Genomic DNA, 17,042 nt, shown 5'->3' on the forward strand with positions numbered 1-17,042 from the left:
CACCGCCGCGGTCCGAGCCGCACGGTGCCGGATGCCGGGGTCGTGCCCCGCGCTCCCGTCCACGCGGACCCGATCCGGCCCACCCGGCGCACCCCACCTCCAGGTCCTCCCCACGAGGTCGCCGGGCCGGCCGAGGCCGATCACACCCACCCCCTCGGCAGGGGCGGCCCGCGCGGAACCGGTCTCCGGGCCGGGGCACGACTCCCCACCACCCATGGATCACAGCAACCGACTACTGCGCCGGCACCAGCCACCACCCCAGCCCCGCGCCAACCGGAACAATCGCGATTGCGACCGAAGGCAGGTTCAAGCGAAGCGAGAACCTGATCGCGCAGCGAGCCGCCAGGCGAGTCGGATGCGATGCAGCAATCGCACCGCGTTTCTCGACGATGGAGGGCCCCCTGGGCCCGAAGGAGGAGAGAAATGCAATATCACGTAGTCCAGGGGAGGCGGAGGGCTTCCAGGGACGGGTCGGTGAGGACGGCCTCGATCAGAGGCGTCGGGCCCACGACCTTCGTGCCCCACAGGTCCCAGTCGCAGTAGACGACCCAGGAGCGGTCCTCGGGCCACAGGTCGGACGGGCAGCTGCCGAGGCCGGGGTGGTCGTAGAGGGCGCCCGCGTCGCCGAGGCGGCCCGCGAGGACGGTGTCGTCGTCCCAGTCGGCGGTCACCAGGGGGCAGTAGTAGGCCAGGCAGCGGGTGCCCGCGCCGGACGGGCTGTGCCGCAGCAGCAGGCCGATCAGCCGGTACCAGCTCTCCCGGTCCAGGCAGCCCTCCGCGGGCGGCCGGACCGCCGCCGACCAGCTCCCGGCCGGATGCCCCTGGCGCAGGCAGCGGCTGCCCGGCAGGGCGCCGTCGGGGACGACCGGCTCACCGAAGCCGCGGGCCAGCTCCCGCCAGCGCAGCCGCCGCCAGCCGGCGCCCGGGTCGCCGCTGCGGCCGATGTCGACGCCGGTGACGATCGCGCCCTCCAGCAGGTCGCCCACGTCGGGCTGGGAGGTGAGGCCCGCCGCCGTCACCGACTGGTGGACATCGTCGTGGGTCGTGGTGACCAGGCCCTCCTCCCACACGTACATCGCGTGCAGGAGCCAGGCGGCGTCGGGCCGGCGCGGCGGCTCGAACCCCGAGTGGCCGTGGCCCGGATCGAGCTCGCGCAGCCACCGGGCGGCCTCCCCCGGAACGCGGGCCCATGCGTCCTCGATGTCCATAGCCGCATCCTGCCATCTCAGGGCGCGATCAGGCTCCCCAGCCGGGCGGCCTGGATCTCCCACCGCCATTCGCGCTCGACCCAGGCGCGGCCCTGGTCGCCCATCGCGCGGGCGCGGGACGGGTCGGTCAGCAGGGCGGTGAGGGCGTCGGCGATCCGGGCGACGGAACGCCCCGGCACGACCAGGCCCGTCTCGCCGTCCAGGACGGCGTCGGGCGCGCCGCCGGAGTCTCCGGCGATGACGGGCAGCCCCGTCGCCGACGCCTCCAGGTAGACGATGCCGAGGCCCTCCACGTCGAGGCCGCGGCGCCGGGTCCGGCACGGCATCGCGAAGACGTCGCCCGCGTCGTAGTGGGCGGGCAGTTCCTCCCAGCTCACGCCGCCGGTGAAGACCACGGACCTCCGCACCCCGAGGGACGAGGCCAGACGCTCCAGACCGGCCCGGTAGGGGCCGCCGCCGACGAGGAGGAGGACGGCGTCCGGCCGCCGCCGCAGGACGCGCGGCCACGCGTGGATCAGCGCGTCCTGCCCCTTGCGCGGGACGAGGCGGGAGACGCAGACCGCCACCGGGCGGTCCGCCAGCCCGTGCCGGGCGCGGACCTCCGCGCCGCCGCAGTCCCGGTGGAAGACCTTCTCGTCGACGCCGGGCGCGAGCCGGGACATCCGCGCGGCGGCGGACGGGCTCAGCGCCCGCGCCATCCGGGAGCGGGTGTACTCGCCGAGGTAGGTCAGGACGTCCACGTCGTCGCCGATGCGGCGGAGCAGGCGCCGCGCCACCGGCAGCGCCGCCCATCCCGCCTCGTGCCCGTGGGTGAGGGCGACGAGGCGGCGCGCGCCCCGCCGCGCCAGCGCCGGGGCCAGCAGGCCGAGCGGCGCCGCCGCGCCGAACACCACCGAGTCGCAGCCCTCCGCGCGCAGCACGTCGGCGGCGCGGCGCAGCACGCCCGGCTCGGGCAGCATCAGCGTGCCCGGATGCCGGACGACCGGGAACGGCTGCCGCGCGTCGAACCCGGCGGCGCCCTTCCACGCGGGCGCGTACACGACCACCGAGCCGGGCGGGCGGCGGGCCGCGAGGCCGTGCACGAACGCCTGGATGCCGCCCGGGCGGGGCGGGAAGTCATTGGTGACGAACAGCGTCTTGGTCATCGTCCGCCAGGATACGGATGGCGCGGAACGCCCCATCACCCGGAACGGCGGGGGCCCGCCACCGCGGGGGCGGTGGCGGGCCCTGTGCGTGCGGTGCGCCGCGTCCGGTCAGTGAGTGATCTCCTGCGACGTCCGGTCGCCCTCGATCTCCTCGTGCCCGCCGTGCGCGTGCTCCTCGACGGGGATGTCGTCGTAGGTCCACGCGCGGTTGAGGCGGGCGCGCAGGTGGCCGATCGGGCCCTTCGCGCCGGGCGCCGGGATGCCGCGGGCGTCCCGGTCCGGGGGCTGGAGCCGCGCGTTCTCCTTGGACAGGATGACGTGCCGCTCCTCGTCGCGGGCCGGCTCGTGCCGCTCGGCGAACTTGCCCTCCGGCGACATCGTGATCACGCCGCTCTCCACGCCGTGCCCGATGACGTCGGCGTCCTTGCGCTGCAGGCCGAGGCAGATCCGCTTCGTGACGATGAAGGCGATGATCGGCCCGAGGAAGAACACGACCCGGAAGAACCACGTCGTCGCGAACAGCGAGATGTGGAACTTCTCCGCCAGGATGTCGTTCGCTCCGGCCAGCCACTGCACCCCGTAGAAGGTGACGGCCGCCATTCCGACCGCGGTGCGGACCGGGGCGTTGCGCGGCCGGGTGTTGACGTGGTGATGCCGCTTGTCGCCGGTCACCCACGCCTCGATCCAGGGCCAGGCGGCCGCGCCGGTGAAGATGATGCCGAGCGGCACCAGCGCGGGGATCAGCACGCTCAGGCTGAGCGTGTGCCCCCAGGCGTTGATCTCCCAGCCGGGCATGATGCGCAGCGAGCCTTCGAGGACGCCCATGTACCAGTCGGGCTGGGAGCCCGAGGAGATGGCTCCGGGGTCGTACGGACCGAACAGCCAGATCGGGTTGATCTGGGCGAACGCCCCGAACAGCGCCAGCACCCCGAAGGTGAACAGGAAGTAGGCGCCCGTCTTGGCCATGAACACCGGGTAGAACGGGTAGCCGTACACCTGCTTCTCGGACTGGTTCTTGACCGGCATCGCGGTGTGCTTCTGCACCCACATGATCATCATGTGCGCGGTGACCATGCCGAGCAGCAGCGCCGGGATCAGCAGGATGTGCACCATGTAGAGGCGCGGCACGATGTCCTGGCCGGGGAACTCACCGCCGAACAGGAACATGTAGAGGTACGTCCCGACGATCGGGATGCCCTCCGCGACGCCCTGGGTGATGCGCAGGCCGGTGCCGGACAGCAGGTCGTCCGGCAGGGAGTAGCCGGCGAGGCCCTCCAGCATGCCGAGCGTGAACATGCCGATGCCGATGAGCCAGTTCAGCTCGCGCGGCTTGCGGTAGGCGCCGGTGAAGAACACCCGCAGCATGTGCGCCAGGATCGACGCCATGAACAGCAGCGCCGCCCAGTGGTGGATCTGCCGCATCAGCAGTCCGCCGCGGACGTCGAAGCTGATGTGCAGCGTCGAGGCGTACGCCTCCGACATCTTCACGCCGTTCAGCGGGTGGTAGGAGCCGTCGTAGACGACCTCGACCATGCTGGGCTTGAACCAGAGCGTCAGGAACACTCCGGTCAGCAGCAGGATGATGAAGGAGTACAGGGCGATCTCGCCCAGCATGAAGGACCAGTGGTCCGGGAAGACCTTCTTCAGGTTCCGCTTGAGGAAGGTCGTGGAGCCGAGACGGTCGTCGAGGAACGTCAGCGGAGCCTCGACCGCCTTCGGCGCTGTCGCCTCGCTCATCCACGCTCCCAGAAGCTCGGGCCGACCGGTTCGTGGTAGTCGCTCGTCGCGACGATGTACCCGTCCTCGACGGCCAGCGGCAGCTGCGGCAGCGGCCGGGCGGCCGGGCCGAAGATCACCTTCGCCGCGTCGGTGGCGTCGAAGGTCGACTGGTGGCACGGGCACAGGATGTGGTGCGTGGTCTGCTCGTACAGGGCCGCCGGGCAGCCGACGTGCGTGCAGACCTTGGAGTAGGCCACCACACCGTTGATGTGCCAGTTCTCGCGTCCCTTGGCGGGCTTGAACTCGTCCGCGGGGACGTTGATGAGGATCGTGACGGCCTTCGCGACCTGGGTGAGCACCTGGTTCTCGGGGAGGTGCTCCTCCATGCCCTCCGGCAGCACGGTGATCATGGAGCCGGGGGTGGCGAAGTCGCTGACCCGGAGCGGCTTGTTGGTGCCGTCCACGACCAGCCGGACGCCCCGCTTGCCCTCGGCCTGGGCGCGCTTGACCGCCTCGCCCCAGAAGGTGTGGCGGAGCTTCTTCTCCGGCAGCGGGCCGAGGTCGCGCAGCAGCACCAGCGGCGCCAGTCCGAGCGGCGCGGCGGCCAGCAGCAGGGTGCGGCGCAGCAGCGGGCGCTTGGTGATCCCGCTGTCCTCCGCCCCCTCCAAGAACTCCCGGTTGAAGGTCTCCCGGGTCTGCTCGTCGGCGGCCAGCTCGTGCCGCTCCTGGACGATCGGCTTGCTGGTCATCAGCCGGCGCACCCAGATGGTGACGCCGATCGCCATCGACAGGAAGGCCAGCGCCATCGTGCCGCCGAGCCAGAAGTTGACCTCGCGGGCGTCCCAGATGCCGTGCATCCCGCCGTCGCGGCCGCTCCAGCCGATGAAGTAGGCGATGAACGTCACGCTGGCCAGGAACGCGAGCAGGAAGAACGCCGCCACGATCCGCTCGGCGCGCTTGGCCGACTGCTCGTCGAGCTGGTCCCCCACGCCCGCGGGCGCCGAGATGTCGTCCTCGGCGAGGAGTGCCTTCTCCCTCGCCGGGGACGGCGTGCCGATCACGCGTTCGCGCCGGCCGCCGTCCTCGCGCGGGCCCGTCGAGCCCGCGGTGTCCTTGTTGTCGTCGCTCATGACTTCTTCAGCTTCTTCGGCTTCTTCGCGGTGATCCACGCGGCCGCCATCACCAGCAGGCCGACGCCGACCAGCCAGGCGACCAGGCCCTCGCTCACCGGGCCGATGCGGCCGAGGCCGTTACCGCCCGGGTTGGGCTCCTCGCGCGTCTGGACGAGGAAGGCGATGATCGCCTGCTTGTCCTGCGGGGTGAGCGTGGTGTCGTTGAAGACCGGCATCGCCTGCGGGCCGGTCAGCATCGCTTCGTACATCTGGGTGGGCGTGACGTCGCTGCTCGACAGCTTGGGCGCGTACTTGCCGCCCGTCAGCGCGCCGCCCTGCCCGGTGAAGCTGTGGCACTGCGCGCAGTTGGTGCGGAACAGCTTCCCGCCGAGCGCGACGTCGCCCTTCGCCGGGTCCACGGCCGACGCCGGCGGAACCTCGGGGCCGCCGCCGAGCGAGGCGATGTAGGCCCGCAGGTCGGCCAGGTTCTTCTCGGCCTGGGCCTTCTGCTTCTCGGCCGCCTCCCGCTTGTCCTTCTCCTCGTAGTCGGTCTTGATCGAGGTGTCGAAGGTGGGGATCGGCTTCTTGCGCGGCACCTGCGCGTCGGGGTTCATCGCGGGCATGCGGCCCGTGCTGACCTGGAAGTCGACGGAGGCGGCGCCCACCCCGATGAGGCTCGGGGCGATCGGGTTGCCCTTGGCGTCCTTGGTGCCCTCGGCGTTCAGCCCGTGGCAGCTCGCGCAGTTCTTGTTGAACAGCTGCTGCCCGTGCCGAAGATCCTGCGCGGCCTGCGCGGTGCTCTGCGCCTCGGCGCGGTCGGTCTGCGGCGAGAAGCCGGCGTAGACCACGCCGATCGCCGCCAGGGCCGCCAGCACGACGGCGTAGCCCGCCCACGGGCGCCGTCGCCATGCGGTGATCCTATTCACGAAAATCCCCGTTCGGGTCATGTCGTCGGGATGGGGTCAGAGGTCGAGCAGGTACACGACCGAGAACAGGCCGATCCACACCACGTCGACGAAGTGCCAGTAGTAGGACACGACGATCGCGCTCGTCGCCTGCTCGTGCGTCCACCGCTTGGCGGCGTAGGTGCGTCCGAGCAGGAACAGGAACGCCACGAGGCCGCCGATCACGTGCAGGCCGTGGAAGCCGGTGGCCAGGTAGAACACCGAGCCGTAGGCGGAGGACGCGAAGGTCAGCCCGTCGTGGACGACGAGGTTGTAGTACTCGTAGCCCTGGCCCGCGACGAAGTACGCGCCCATGAGGAAGGACAGGACGTACCACTCGCGCAGGCCCCAGCGCGCCGGGTTCAAGAGGCTGCCGTCACGCCCGACCTTGCCCGCCTCGGCCTTGAACACCCCCATCTGGCACGTCACCGAGGACAGCACCAGGATGGTGGTGTTCGCCGCCGACAGCGGCAGGTCGAGTGGGGCGCCCGGCCATGCGCTCTCCCCTTGCTGGCCGATCGTCACGGAGCGGATCGTGAAGAACATCGCGAACAGCGCCGCGAAGAACATCAGCTCGGACGACAGCCAAACGATCGTCCCCACGCTGACCATATTGGGACGGTTCGCCCGTGCGTGAGGTGTTGTCTCTATCGCGGATGCTGTCACGGGCAGCATTATTGCGCCCTCATCCGGTGAGTGACGCATGACCCCCCATCTAGGGTTCCCCGAGCGTGTTGCGGGGGTTCGGGACCCGGTACCCTCACGTGCATGAGCACCGCCCCGGAGACCACGATGAAGGTCCTCGTCTACAGCGACGACGCGAGCACCCGCGCCCAGATCCGGATGGCGATCGGGCGCCGTCCCGCCGCCGGCCTGCCCAGGGTCGAGTTCGTGGAGGTCGCCACCCAGCCCGCCGTCGTGGCCCGGCTGGACGAGGGCGACATCGGCGTCGCGATCGTCGACGGCGAGGCGCAGCCCGCAGGCGGGCTCGGCGTGTGCCGGCAGGCCAAGGACGAGGTGTACGACTGCCCGCCGGTCCTCGCCCTGATCGCCCGCCGCGACGACGGGTGGCTCGCCACCTGGTCGCGCGCCGACGCCGTGGTGAGCCTGCCGATCGACCCGATGGCCCTCGCGGACGCGCTGGCCGGCCTGATGCGCCACCGCCTCGAGAACCGCCTCACCACTCTCTAGGACCGCGCTCCCCGGCAGGCCCTCACACCGCGGGATCTCCCGGTCCCGCGGCACCGCAGCACACCGACCCGCGACGACCCGGTAGGGGACATGGACGCGCGCACCAGCTGGCCCGCACTGCTCAACGCCCTGCTCTCGGGCGACTCGCTGTCCAGCGAGGAGACCTCCTGGGCCATGAACAGCCTCATGGCCGGGGAGGCCACCGACGTGCAGATCGCGGGCTTCGCGGTCGCGCTGCGCGCCAAGGGCGAGACGGTCGAGGAGGTCACCGGGCTCGCCGAGGGCATGATGGACAACGCCACCCGCATCGAGGTGCCGGGGCCCATCGCCGACCTCGTCGGGACGGGCGGCGACCGCGCCCACACGGTCAACATCTCCACGATGGCCGCCGTGGTGGCCGCCGCGGCCGGCGTCCGGGTCGTCAAGCACGGCAACCGCGCGGCCTCGTCCTCGTGCGGCGCCGCCGACCTGCTGGAGCACCTCGGCGTCGCCATCGACCTGCCGCCGGAGGCCACCGCGCGGGTCGCCGCGGAGCTCGGCATCACGTTCTGCTTCGCGCCGCTCTACCACCCGGCGCTGAAGTACGCGTCCCGGACGCGCAGCGAGCTCGGCACGCCGACGGTCTTCAACTTCCTCGGCCCGCTGACGAACCCGGCGCGCCCGTCCGCGCAGGCGGTCGGGGTGTTCCACCCGCGGATGGCGGGCGTCATCGCCGGCGTGTTCGCCGCGCGCGGCTGCTCGTCGCTGGTGTTCCGCGGCGACGACGGGCTGGACGAGCTGACCACCACCGGCACCTCCACGGTGTGGGTGGTCCGCGAGGGGACGGCGACGGAGACGGTGTTCGACCCGTCCGACCTCGGCATCCCGCCCGCGCGCCCGGAGGACCTGCGCGGCGCCGACGCGGCGTTCAACGGCCGGGTGGCGCGCGAGACCTTCGCCGGCGCGAAGGGGCCCGTCCGCGACATGGTGCTGCTGAACGCCGCCGCGCTCATCACCGCCTACGAGGGCGCCCCGCCCGCGGGCGAGCTCACCGCGGCCCTGCGCGCATCCTTCGACCGCGCCGCGGCCGCCGTCGACTCCGGCGCGGCGAGCACCCTGCTCGACCGCTGGGTCGACACCTCCCAGGCGCTGCGCGGCTGACGCCCGCCCCGCGCTCGCACCGCGCACGCGCCCGCGCTCACATCACGTTCCGGGCGCCGCTGGACACGCGCTGGGCGATGTAGATCGGGACGACCGACAGCACGATCAGTGCCGCGGCGAGGACGTTGACGACCGGGGCCTGGTTGGGCCGGAACAGGTTGTTGAAGATCCAGATCGGCAGCGTCGTGGCGCCCGGCCCGGCGGTGAACGTGGTCACGATGATCTCGTCGAAGGACAGCGCGAACGACAGCAGGCCGCCGGCGAGGAACGCCGAGCGCAGCGCCGGGAGCGTCACGTGGCGGAACGTCTGGAAGGTGTCGGCGCCGAGGTCGGCGGACGCCTCCTCCAGGCTCGTCCCGGTGCGGCGGAGCCGGGCCAGCACGTTGTTGTAGATGGTGACCACGCAGAAGGTGGCGTGCCCGACGATGACGGTGAACAGGCCGAGCCCGATCCCGAGCGGCTTCAGCACGACCTGGAAGGCGTTGCTGAGCGCGATGCCGGTGACGATGCCGGGCAGCGCGATCGGCAGGATGACGACGAGCGACACCGCCTCGCGTCCGAAGAACCTGTACCGGGACACGGCGAACGCGGCCATCGTCCCGAGGACGAGCGCGATCGCGGTCGCGCCGAGCCCCGCCTTGAGGCTGGTGAGGACGGCCTGCCGGGCGCCCTCGTTGTCGAGTGCCTGCGACCACCAGCGGCCGGTGAAGCCGGGCGGCGGCCAGCCGAACGTCTTGTCGGCGTTGACCGAGTTGACCAGCACGACGAGCAGCGGCACGTAGATGACGGCGAGGCCGAGCGCCATGAGGACGCGCAGCGCGATCCGCGCGGCGGGCGAGAAGGTCATCACAGCTCCCTGAGCGCCCCGGTGCGGTGCGCGGCGGCGAGGTAGCCGAGCATCACCACCACCGGGATCGTGGCGACGGCCGCGGCGAACGGCAGGTTGTTGGCGCCGCCGATGTTGTCGTAGACGACGTTGCCGAGCAGCTGCTGCGAGCCGCCGACGATCTTCACGGTGATGTAGTCGCCGAGCGACAGCGAGAACGTGAAGATCGACCCGGCCACCAGCGACGGGAACACCAGCGGCAGCAGCACCGCGCGGAACGTGCGCAGCGGCCGGGCGCCGAGGTCGCCGGAGGCGTCCAGCAGCGAGTCCGGGAGCCGCTCCAGGCCGGTGTAGACGGGCAGGATCATGTACGGCAGCCACAGGTAGGACAGGACGAGCACGGTCGCGGTGAGGCCGTAGCCGGGGCTGCCGAGCCCGACCGGCCCCAGCACCTCGTCGAGCAGGCCGCCCTGCTGCAGCATCACCCGCCACGCGTACGCCTTGACGAGGTAGGCGGCCCACAGCGGCGCCAGGATCGCGATCATCAGGTACGGCCGGTACCGCGGCCGCGCGACCTTGGCCATGTACAGCGCCATGGGGAAGCCGATGGCGGTGTCGATGAGGGTGACGGCGGCGGCGACGCCGAGGCTGCGCAGCGCGACCGTCCGGTAGACGGGCTCGTCCAGCAGCGTCTGGAAGTTGGCCAGGGTGAACCGGCGGACGACCTCGCCGGTGAAGACGTCGGTCGTCCAGAACGCGGTGAGGAAGATGGCGGCGAGGGCGCCGAGGTAGACGGCGACCAGCCAGGCGAGCGGCGCCGACAGCAGCAGCGACAGCCGCAGCCGGGGGCGGCGGTGCAGCAGGGCCGCCGCCCGGCGCCGGAGCCCCGGCGCCGGGCGGGCGTCCGCACCGCCGGTCGCGGTGGGGGCGGTCATCCCTTGATCGCGGTCCACGCCTGGGTCCACTTGGAGTAGTCGACGCACGTGACGTCTTTGCGCCCGTCGAGGCACTGCGCGATCGGCGTCGTCCAGAAGTGCACCTTGGAGAAGTAGCTCTCGTCGGTGGCGTGGAAGGTGTCGCAGAAGTTCTTGTCGGAGGTCTCCCCGCACGCCTTGGCGTTGGCCGGCGCCTCACCGAACCACTCGGCGACCTGCGCGTTCGCCTTGGGCGACACGATCCAGTCGAGCCACTTGTAGGCGCAGTTCGGGTGCTTTGCCTTGGCGGCGACCATCCAGGTGTCGGACCAGCCCGTGGAGCCCTCCTTGGGCAGCGCGACCTTCACCGGCGCCTTCTCCGCCTCCGCGAGGTTGGCGATGACCTGCCACGTCGTCCCGAGGACGGAGTCGCCGCTCTTGAACGCCTGGACCTCCTTGGTGTAGTCGGACCAGTACTCGCCGACGAGCCCGCGCTGCGTCTTCAGCAGGCCGACCGCGGCGTCGAACTGCTTCTGGTCGAGCGCGTACGGGTTCTTGATGCCGAGTTCCGGCTTGGCCGACATCAGGTAGAGGGCGGCGTCGGCGATGTAGATCGGCGAGTCGTAGGCGGTGATCTTCCCCTTGTACGGGGAGTTCGCGTCGAACACCGCGCCCCAGGAGTCGGGCGCCGGCTTCACCGTGTCGGTGCGCCACATCAGCAGGTTGGCGCCGCGGCCGTGCGGGATGCCGTAGGAGACGCCGTTCACCGAGTTCCACGGCTGCATCTTCAGCCCGGCGAAGACGTCGGCGTAGTTCGGGACGAGCCCCGTGTTGACGGGCGCGACCGTCCCGGAGGCGATGAGCCGCAGCGAGGCGTCGCCGGACGCCGAGACCGCGTCGTACTCGCCGGTCTTCATCAGCGTGACCATCTCGTCGGACGTCCCGGCGACCTTGGTGTTGACCTTGCAGCCGGTCTGCTTCTCGAAGGGGGTGACCCAGTCGACCTTCGGGTCGTTGGAGCCGTCCTCGGCGTACCCGGCCCAGGCGACCAGGTTGACCGCGCCCTCGCCCGCGCCCAGCGACTGCTGCATCGGGATCTTCGGGACGGGGAAGCCGCCCTGCCCGGCACCGGACGCCGTGCCGCCCGAGCCGTCGTCGCCGCACGCGGCGGCCGTCAGTCCGATCGCCAGCGTCGCCGCGGCGGCGAGCGCCATGCGCGTGGACCACATGGGGAACTCCTTATTTTCGGGGGTTGGAGGTGAATCAGGAGGCGGACGCCGGCTCCGGGTCGGTGCCCGTGCCGCTGCCCGAGACGTGGAACTCGTGCGCTTCGTGCCAGCCGATCCGGACGCGGGCGCCGCGGCGGCCCAGCACGTCCAGGGAGGAGGTCCGCAGGTTCTGCTGGAGCGCCACGACCCGGTCCCCCGACTCCAGGTCGATGACGAAGCGGGTCACCGCGCCCGCGTAGACGACCTCGGCGACCGTGCCGGCGGCGTGCCGGTCCCCCGTGCCCGGCTCCTGCGGGCCCGGCTCCCCCGCGCCGGGCCCGCCGCCCTCGACCGCGACGTGGATCTTCTCCGGCCGGACGCAGACGCCGCCGATCCGGTTGGAGGTCCCCACGAAGCCCGCGACGAACTCCGTCGCCGGACGCTCGTACACCTCGGCGGGCGTGCCGACCTGCTCGACCCGGCCCGCGTTGAGGACGGCGACCCGGTCGCTCAGGGTCAGCGCCTCCTCCTGGTCGTGGGTGACGAACACGAACGTGATGCCGGCCCGCCGCTGCAGGCCCTTCAACTCGACCTGCATCTCCTCGCGCAGCTTCAGGTCGAGCGCGCCGAGCGGCTCGTCCAGCAGCAGTACCCGCGGCTCGTTGACCAGGGCGCGGGCGAGCGCCACCCGCTGGCGCTGGCCGCCCGACAGCTCGCCGGGGCGGCGCGCCGCCATCCCGTCGAGCCGGACGCCGTGCAGCGCCTCCAGCGCCCGCTCACGCCGCTTGGCGCGCGGCACCCGCCGCACCTTGAGCCCGTACTCGACGTTGCGGAGCACGTCCATGTGCGGGAAGAGCGCGTAGTCCTGGAAGACGGTGTTGACGTCGCGGTCGAAGGGCGGGAGCCCGGTCACGTCCCTGCCGCCGAGCTCGACCGTCCCGGACGTCGGGCGCTCGAAGCCCGCGATGAGCCGCAGCACGGTCGTCTTCCCGGACCCGGACGGGCCGAGCATCGAGAAGAACTCGCCGTCCCCGATGTCGAGGTCGACGCCCGCCACCGCCTCGACGGAACCGAAGGTCTTGCGCAGATCGCGGATCCTCACCGCTGTCACCGGCATGACCGAAAACATATGGATTCATAGGTTTCAGTTCAAGTGATGTTCCGGTATCACTGTGAGCGACACCGGGAGGGGGCCCATGAACAGCGCGCATCTCGTCGTGTTCGCGCCCGTGGACAACACCGCGCGGGTGCACGCGGTGGTGCGGCGGCTCAGCGACGCGATCGCGCTCGGCCTCCTCGGCGACGGCGAGCAGTTGCCGAGCGAGACCGACCTCGCGGCGCATCTCGGTGTTTCCACGGTCACACTACGCGAAGCGCTGATGGCCTTGCGTCAGCAAGGGCTCATCGAGACGCGGCGCGGACGGGGCGGCGGCAGCTTCGTCCGGGCCCCCGCCAGGCCGTTCGACCTCGATGAGCGGCTCCGTTCGCTCAGCGCGGAAGAGCTCCGCGATCTCGGCGACCACTACGCCGCCATCGCCGGCGCCGCCGCGCGCCTCGCCGCGCTCCGCTCGCTGCCCGGCGACGTCCGGCGGCTGCGCCGCTCGCTGGCCGAGATGTCCGACGGCGACGCCGACATGTGCCGGCTGGACGGCCGGCTCCACCTGGAGGTCGCCGCCGCCTCCCAGTCGGGCCGGCTCACCCGCGAGGAGATCCGGCTGCAGGCCGAGATCGGGCCGCTGGTCTGGGCCGTGCACGATCTGCCGGACCGGCGCGGCGGGGTCGACGCCGAGCACGCCGGGATCGTCGACGCCATCGAGGCCGCGGACGACGCCCGAGCCCGCGATGTAGCTGAAAGTCACGTCCTGAATGCGGTAGAACGTCTCATTGAACGACGGCTCGCACTCTGAGGGGGTCCCATGCCCGCCGAGCCACCGGCCGTCGGCCTGGCGGCGGCGCACGTCCGCGCGACCCTGGACGGCGTGTTCACGACCGTGGCCCGGGTCCGCGAGGCCGCGGCCCGGTGCCTGGCGGACGTCCACCGCACCGGCCGCTCCCCCGTCAGCGCCGACCTCGCCGCCCTGCGCCCGCTGCTGCTCGCGCGGCTCGGCCCGCTGGTCTGCGGGCTCGGGTTCATCGCCGCGCCGCAGCTGCTCGCCGACGCCGCCTGGTACATGGAGTGGTGGCAGACCGGCCCGGCCGGGCGCCCGTCCCAGTTGCTCCGCGACCTGGATCCCGAGCGCAGCGCCCTCTACGACTACACCCGGTGGGAGTGGTTCACCGGGCCGGAGAGCGGCGCCGAGCGGACGGTCTGCGGCCCCTACGTCGACTACCTGTGCAGCGACGAGTACGTCCTGACGTTATCCGCGCCCGTGCACGTCGCCGGGGCCTTCGCCGGCGTCGCCGCGGCGGACGTGTTCGCCCGGACGTTCGAGAACGAGGTCGTCCCCGCGCTGCGCGAGATCCCCGCGCCCGCGTTCGTCGTCAACGCCCCCGGCCGCGTCATGGCGTCCAACACCGCGAGCTGGCCGCCGGGCGCCGTCTACCGCGAGCGCCCCGGCTACGCGGCCCGCCCGTGCGGGGACCTGTCCCTCTCCGTGGTCACCGCCGGCTAGGCCGTCACCGCGTGCTGAGCCTCTGTGGGGGACGACCCTCCACAGAGGCTCAAGCCCCCGGAAAAGCCCTTCAGTCGGCGTCGGGGAGGCCGAGGGCGAACGCCTGCTCCAGGTCGTGCTGGGAGTAGGTGCGGAAGGCTATGTGCGTCTCGGTGCCGACGATGCCCGGGACCTTGTTGATCCGGCCCGGGATGACGTCGTTCAGCTCCTCGTGCCGGCGCACCCGGACCATGGCCATCAGGTCGTGGTCGCCCGTGATCGAGTAGACCTCGCTGACGCCGTCCAGCGCGGCGATCGTCTCGGCCACCTCGTGGATGCGCGCGACGTCGGCCTTGACGAAGACGATCGCAGTGACCACTTCACCCTCCCCATCGGATTCGGACACTTCCGACCCTATCGGCAGCGTCATCCCCGGCTGAGCGCGGCCAAGCGCCCCGCCGTGCCGGCGCGCCGGGCGAGGAGGGCGAACACCACCCCGGCCGCGAACCCGTAGATGTGCGCCGTGTAGGCCACGTTGCTCTTCTCGTCGCCGAGCGAGAGCCACTGCAGGACGAACCAGTACCCGAGCACCACCCACACCGGCAGCCGCACCACGATGACCGGCGGCACCCAGCTGACGATCCGCCCGCGCGGGTTCAGGATCACGTAGGCGCCCATCACCCCGGCGATGGCCCCGGACGCGCCGATCAGCGGGACGGTCGAGTCGGGCGACGTCCAGGCGAACCCGTAGACGGCGACGAGCCCGAACAGCAGGTAGCTGAGCAGGTAGCGCCAGCGTCCGAGCCGGTCCTCGACGCCCATGCCGACGACGAACAGCGCCACCAGGTTGCCGAGCAGGTGCAGCGCGCCGGAGTGCAGGAACATCGAGGTGAACGCCGACGTCCAGGGCGCCTTGTGGAAGGACGCGGGCCCGCACTGGCGCACGATGCCGCCCGGGATCGGCTGCTGGTCGCCGGTCGTCAGCTCCTTCGGCACCGCGCCGTACTCGTAGGTGAAGTGCGCCGCCCTGCACTCGCGGACCCCGTCCTCGCCGTACCAGGCGGCGAAGTTCGACATGGGGGTCAGCAGGAAGACCACGACGTTGACCGCCACCAGCAGGTAGGTCACCCACGGGACGCGCCGGGCCGGCTGGCTGTCGTAGAGGGGCAGGGCCACATCGTCACCTTAGTGGGCGGCCGGCCCTCGGATGGGACGGCTCGTGCCGCTCGTAGCCCTTGTCGATCCATTCGCGCAGCCCCTCGGCGCCGTGCGCGGGGCACGTCCACGGCCCGTCGACCTCGACCAGCCGGACGCCGGGCAGGTCGAGCCAGCGCAGCACGCACTCCATCTCCTCGGCGGTGGCGCCCGCCGAGGGCGGCGCGCCGAGCGCGACGCCACCGGGCGCCTCACCGGCCGGCGGGAACACCGTCTCGGCGGTGGCGATGAGCGCGTCCACGTACGGGCGGGGCCGCGCGTTCGCCGGGACGGTCCCGGCGGCGGCGAGCCGCCCGTACCGCACGACCGACAGCTCCCAGCCGCCGTCGAACGCGGGCCGCGCCGCGACCAGTTGCGGGAGCCGGGCCAGCGCGGCGAGCCGCTGCCCGCGCGCGGCGGCGCGGACGAACGCGGCGAGCCGGTCGCGCTGCGCGGCGGCCTCCTCGTAGCGCAGCTCGGAGGCGAGCCGGTCGATGCGCACCTGCGCGGCGGCGACGACCGGGCGCACGTCGCCCTCCAGCACCGAGCGCGCGGTGTCGGCGTGCACGGCGTAGGCGTCGGGGGACTCGCGGCCGTCGCAGGGCGCCCCGCAGCGCCCGATCTCGGCGAGCGCGCAGGCGCGGGCCGTGCCGCGCTCGATGATGCGGAGCGTCAGCCGCTGCGTGCACTGGCGCAGCGGGACGGCCTCGTGCAGCGCCGCCCGCGCCTCCTCGGCCTGCCGGCGGGAGGAGATCGGGCCGAGGTAGCGGGCGCCGTCGGCGCGGCACTCCCGGACGATCGACAGCCGCGGGAACGGCTCGGCGGTCAGCTTCAGCCAGATCGCCCGCTCGGGGAACTTGGACCGGCGGTTGTAGCGCGGCTTGTGCTCGGCGATCAGCCGCAGCTCGCGGACCTCGGCCTCCAGCCCGGTGGCGCACACGATCGTCCGGACGCTCTCGGCGAGCCCGACCATCTCGCGGACCCGCCAGCGCGTCTCCGAGCCGGTGAAGTAGCTGCGCACCCGCGAGCGCAGGTCGCCGCTCTTGCCGACGTAGAGCACCTCGCCGGCGTGGTCCTCGAAGAGGTAGACGCCGGGCGTGCTCGGCACGTCGTCGGCGAGGTGCCGCTTGCGGCGCTGCTCGGGGGTGGGCGCCTTGGCGAAGCCGCGCATCTCCTCCAGCGAGGTCACGCCGAACGAGCCGAGCCGCTCGATGAGGCCGTGCAGGACCTCCACGGTGGCGCGGGCGTCGGCGAGGGCGCGGTGCGTCGGCTCGCTGGAGGTCCGGAAGAAGCGGGCGAGCGTGCCGAGCTTGCAGTTGGGCACCTCGTCCCTGGACAGGACGCGGCGCGCCAGGTCGACGGTGTCGACGACGGGGAACGCCGGCCACGCGTAGCCGTTCGCGGCGCAGGCGCTCTTCAGGAAGCCGATGTCGAACGGGGCGTTGTGCGCGACGAGCACGCAGCCGCGCGCGAACTCCAGGAACGCGGGCAGCACCGACTCGATGCGCGGCGCGGCCGTCACCATCGCGGTGGTGATGCCGGTCAGCGCGGTGATGAACGGCGGGACGGGCCCGCCCGGGTCGACCAGGGTGCCGAGCTCGCCGAGCTCCTGTCCCCCGCGCACCTTCACCGCGCCGATCTCGGTGATGGCCGAGTCGGCGGCCGAGCCGCCCGTCGTCTCCAGGTCGACCACCACGAAGGTGACCTCGGCGAGCGGGGTGCCGAGGTCGTCCAGCGTCCCCTGGATCCCCGCGCCCTGCGCACCCTGCGGACTCGTCATGTCCGCGACCGTAGAGGACCCCACCGACAGAAGCCGGGGCCGCTAGGGTTGGGGGGCGCCGGCGCGTCCC

General features: G+C 72.3%; 17 protein-coding genes. 4 read left to right on the forward strand and 13 right to left on the reverse strand.

The window, feature by feature from the left end; translation table 11 throughout:
* Positions 1 to 431: 431 nt before the first annotated feature.
* The 6 genes from E1284_RS28105 to ctaE form a co-directional block, all read right to left on the reverse strand.
* Positions 432 to 1,208 carry a hypothetical protein gene (locus E1284_RS28105; RefSeq protein ID WP_131943162.1) on the reverse strand — a complete coding sequence of 259 codons (777 nt, stop codon included), beginning with the start codon at positions 1,206 to 1,208 and terminating at the stop codon, positions 432 to 434.
* A 17-nt stretch (positions 1,209 to 1,225) separates the two neighbouring features.
* Positions 1,226 to 2,353 (reverse strand): glycosyltransferase family 4 protein, encoded by a 1,128-nt coding sequence (locus E1284_RS28110; RefSeq protein ID WP_131943163.1) that lies wholly within the window; start codon positions 2,351 to 2,353, stop codon positions 1,226 to 1,228.
* A gap of 108 nt (positions 2,354 to 2,461) precedes the next feature.
* Complete coding sequence (qcrB, locus tag E1284_RS28115; RefSeq protein WP_131943164.1) at positions 2,462 to 4,090, reverse strand: cytochrome bc1 complex cytochrome b subunit; 1,629 nt, start codon at positions 4,088 to 4,090, stop codon at positions 2,462 to 2,464.
* Positions 4,087 to 5,202 (reverse strand): cytochrome bc1 complex Rieske iron-sulfur subunit, encoded by a 1,116-nt coding sequence (qcrA, locus tag E1284_RS28120; RefSeq protein WP_131943165.1) that lies wholly within the window; start codon positions 5,200 to 5,202, stop codon positions 4,087 to 4,089. The genes qcrB and qcrA overlap by 4 nt, the downstream gene beginning before the upstream one ends.
* Positions 5,199 to 6,110, reverse strand: a complete 912-nt coding sequence (gene qcrC / locus E1284_RS28125) for a cytochrome bc1 complex diheme cytochrome c subunit (protein WP_131943166.1) — start codon at positions 6,108 to 6,110, stop codon at positions 5,199 to 5,201. The genes qcrA and qcrC overlap by 4 nt, the downstream gene beginning before the upstream one ends.
* A 36-nt stretch (positions 6,111 to 6,146) precedes the next feature.
* Entirely contained in the window at positions 6,147 to 6,833 is a 687-nt protein-coding gene (gene ctaE, locus E1284_RS28130; protein ID WP_481726195.1) for an aa3-type cytochrome oxidase subunit III, read from the reverse strand.
* A 63-nt stretch (positions 6,834 to 6,896) separates the two neighbouring features.
* Between ctaE and E1284_RS28135 the strand changes: the two genes are divergently transcribed.
* Both E1284_RS28135 and trpD read left to right on the forward strand, forming a co-directional pair.
* Positions 6,897 to 7,319: a response regulator transcription factor gene (locus E1284_RS28135; RefSeq protein ID WP_131943167.1), complete on the forward strand. Its 423-nt coding sequence runs from the start codon at positions 6,897 to 6,899 to the stop codon at positions 7,317 to 7,319.
* A 90-nt stretch (positions 7,320 to 7,409) separates the two neighbouring features.
* A complete protein-coding gene (trpD, locus tag E1284_RS28140) occupies positions 7,410 to 8,459 on the forward strand; it encodes an anthranilate phosphoribosyltransferase (protein WP_131943168.1) in 1,050 nt (349 codons plus the stop codon).
* A gap of 37 nt (positions 8,460 to 8,496) precedes the next feature.
* Here the strand turns inward: trpD and E1284_RS28145 are convergent, their stop codons facing one another.
* From E1284_RS28145 to E1284_RS28160, 4 genes are read right to left on the reverse strand one after another with little or no spacing between them, the layout of a single operon-like run.
* On the reverse strand, positions 8,497 to 9,306 hold the full coding sequence (locus tag E1284_RS28145) for an ABC transporter permease (RefSeq protein WP_131943169.1): 810 nt from the start codon (positions 9,304 to 9,306) through the stop codon (positions 8,497 to 8,499).
* Entirely contained in the window at positions 9,306 to 10,220 is a 915-nt protein-coding gene (locus E1284_RS28150; RefSeq protein ID WP_131943170.1) for an ABC transporter permease, read from the reverse strand. The genes E1284_RS28145 and E1284_RS28150 overlap by 1 nt, the downstream gene beginning before the upstream one ends.
* A complete protein-coding gene (locus E1284_RS28155) occupies positions 10,217 to 11,428 on the reverse strand; it encodes an ABC transporter substrate-binding protein (RefSeq protein ID WP_131943171.1) in 1,212 nt (403 codons plus the stop codon). The genes E1284_RS28150 and E1284_RS28155 overlap by 4 nt, the downstream gene beginning before the upstream one ends.
* Before the next feature lie 34 nt (positions 11,429 to 11,462).
* Positions 11,463 to 12,524, reverse strand: coding sequence for an ABC transporter ATP-binding protein (locus E1284_RS28160; RefSeq protein WP_131943172.1), 1,062 nt, complete (start codon positions 12,522 to 12,524; stop codon positions 11,463 to 11,465).
* 79 nt (positions 12,525 to 12,603) lie between these two features.
* Here E1284_RS28160 and E1284_RS28165 point away from each other — a divergent pair, with 79 nt between their 5' ends.
* Entirely contained in the window at positions 12,604 to 13,314 is a 711-nt protein-coding gene (locus tag E1284_RS28165; protein WP_131943173.1) for a FadR/GntR family transcriptional regulator, read from the forward strand.
* 9 nt (positions 13,315 to 13,323) lie between these two features.
* Positions 13,324 to 14,019 (forward strand): PDC sensor domain-containing protein, encoded by a 696-nt coding sequence (locus E1284_RS28170; protein WP_131943174.1) that lies wholly within the window; start codon positions 13,324 to 13,326, stop codon positions 14,017 to 14,019.
* 70 nt (positions 14,020 to 14,089) lie between these two features.
* Here the strand turns inward: E1284_RS28170 and E1284_RS28175 are convergent, their stop codons facing one another.
* The 3 genes from E1284_RS28175 to E1284_RS28185 are packed head-to-tail and all read right to left on the reverse strand — an operon-like array spanning position 14,090 to position 16,972.
* Positions 14,090 to 14,377: an Lrp/AsnC family transcriptional regulator gene (locus E1284_RS28175; protein ID WP_131943175.1), complete on the reverse strand. Its 288-nt coding sequence runs from the start codon at positions 14,375 to 14,377 to the stop codon at positions 14,090 to 14,092.
* A 47-nt stretch (positions 14,378 to 14,424) separates the two neighbouring features.
* On the reverse strand, positions 14,425 to 15,174 hold the full coding sequence (locus E1284_RS28180) for a rhomboid family intramembrane serine protease (protein ID WP_131943176.1): 750 nt from the start codon (positions 15,172 to 15,174) through the stop codon (positions 14,425 to 14,427).
* 4 nt (positions 15,175 to 15,178) lie between these two features.
* On the reverse strand, positions 15,179 to 16,972 hold the full coding sequence (locus E1284_RS28185) for a DEDD exonuclease domain-containing protein (RefSeq protein ID WP_131943177.1): 1,794 nt from the start codon (positions 16,970 to 16,972) through the stop codon (positions 15,179 to 15,181).
* Positions 16,973 to 17,042 lie beyond the last annotated feature (70 nt).

The sequence above is a fragment of the Actinomadura bangladeshensis genome (assembly GCF_004348335.1).
Taxonomy (GTDB): domain Bacteria; phylum Actinomycetota; class Actinomycetes; order Streptosporangiales; family Streptosporangiaceae; genus Spirillospora; species Spirillospora bangladeshensis.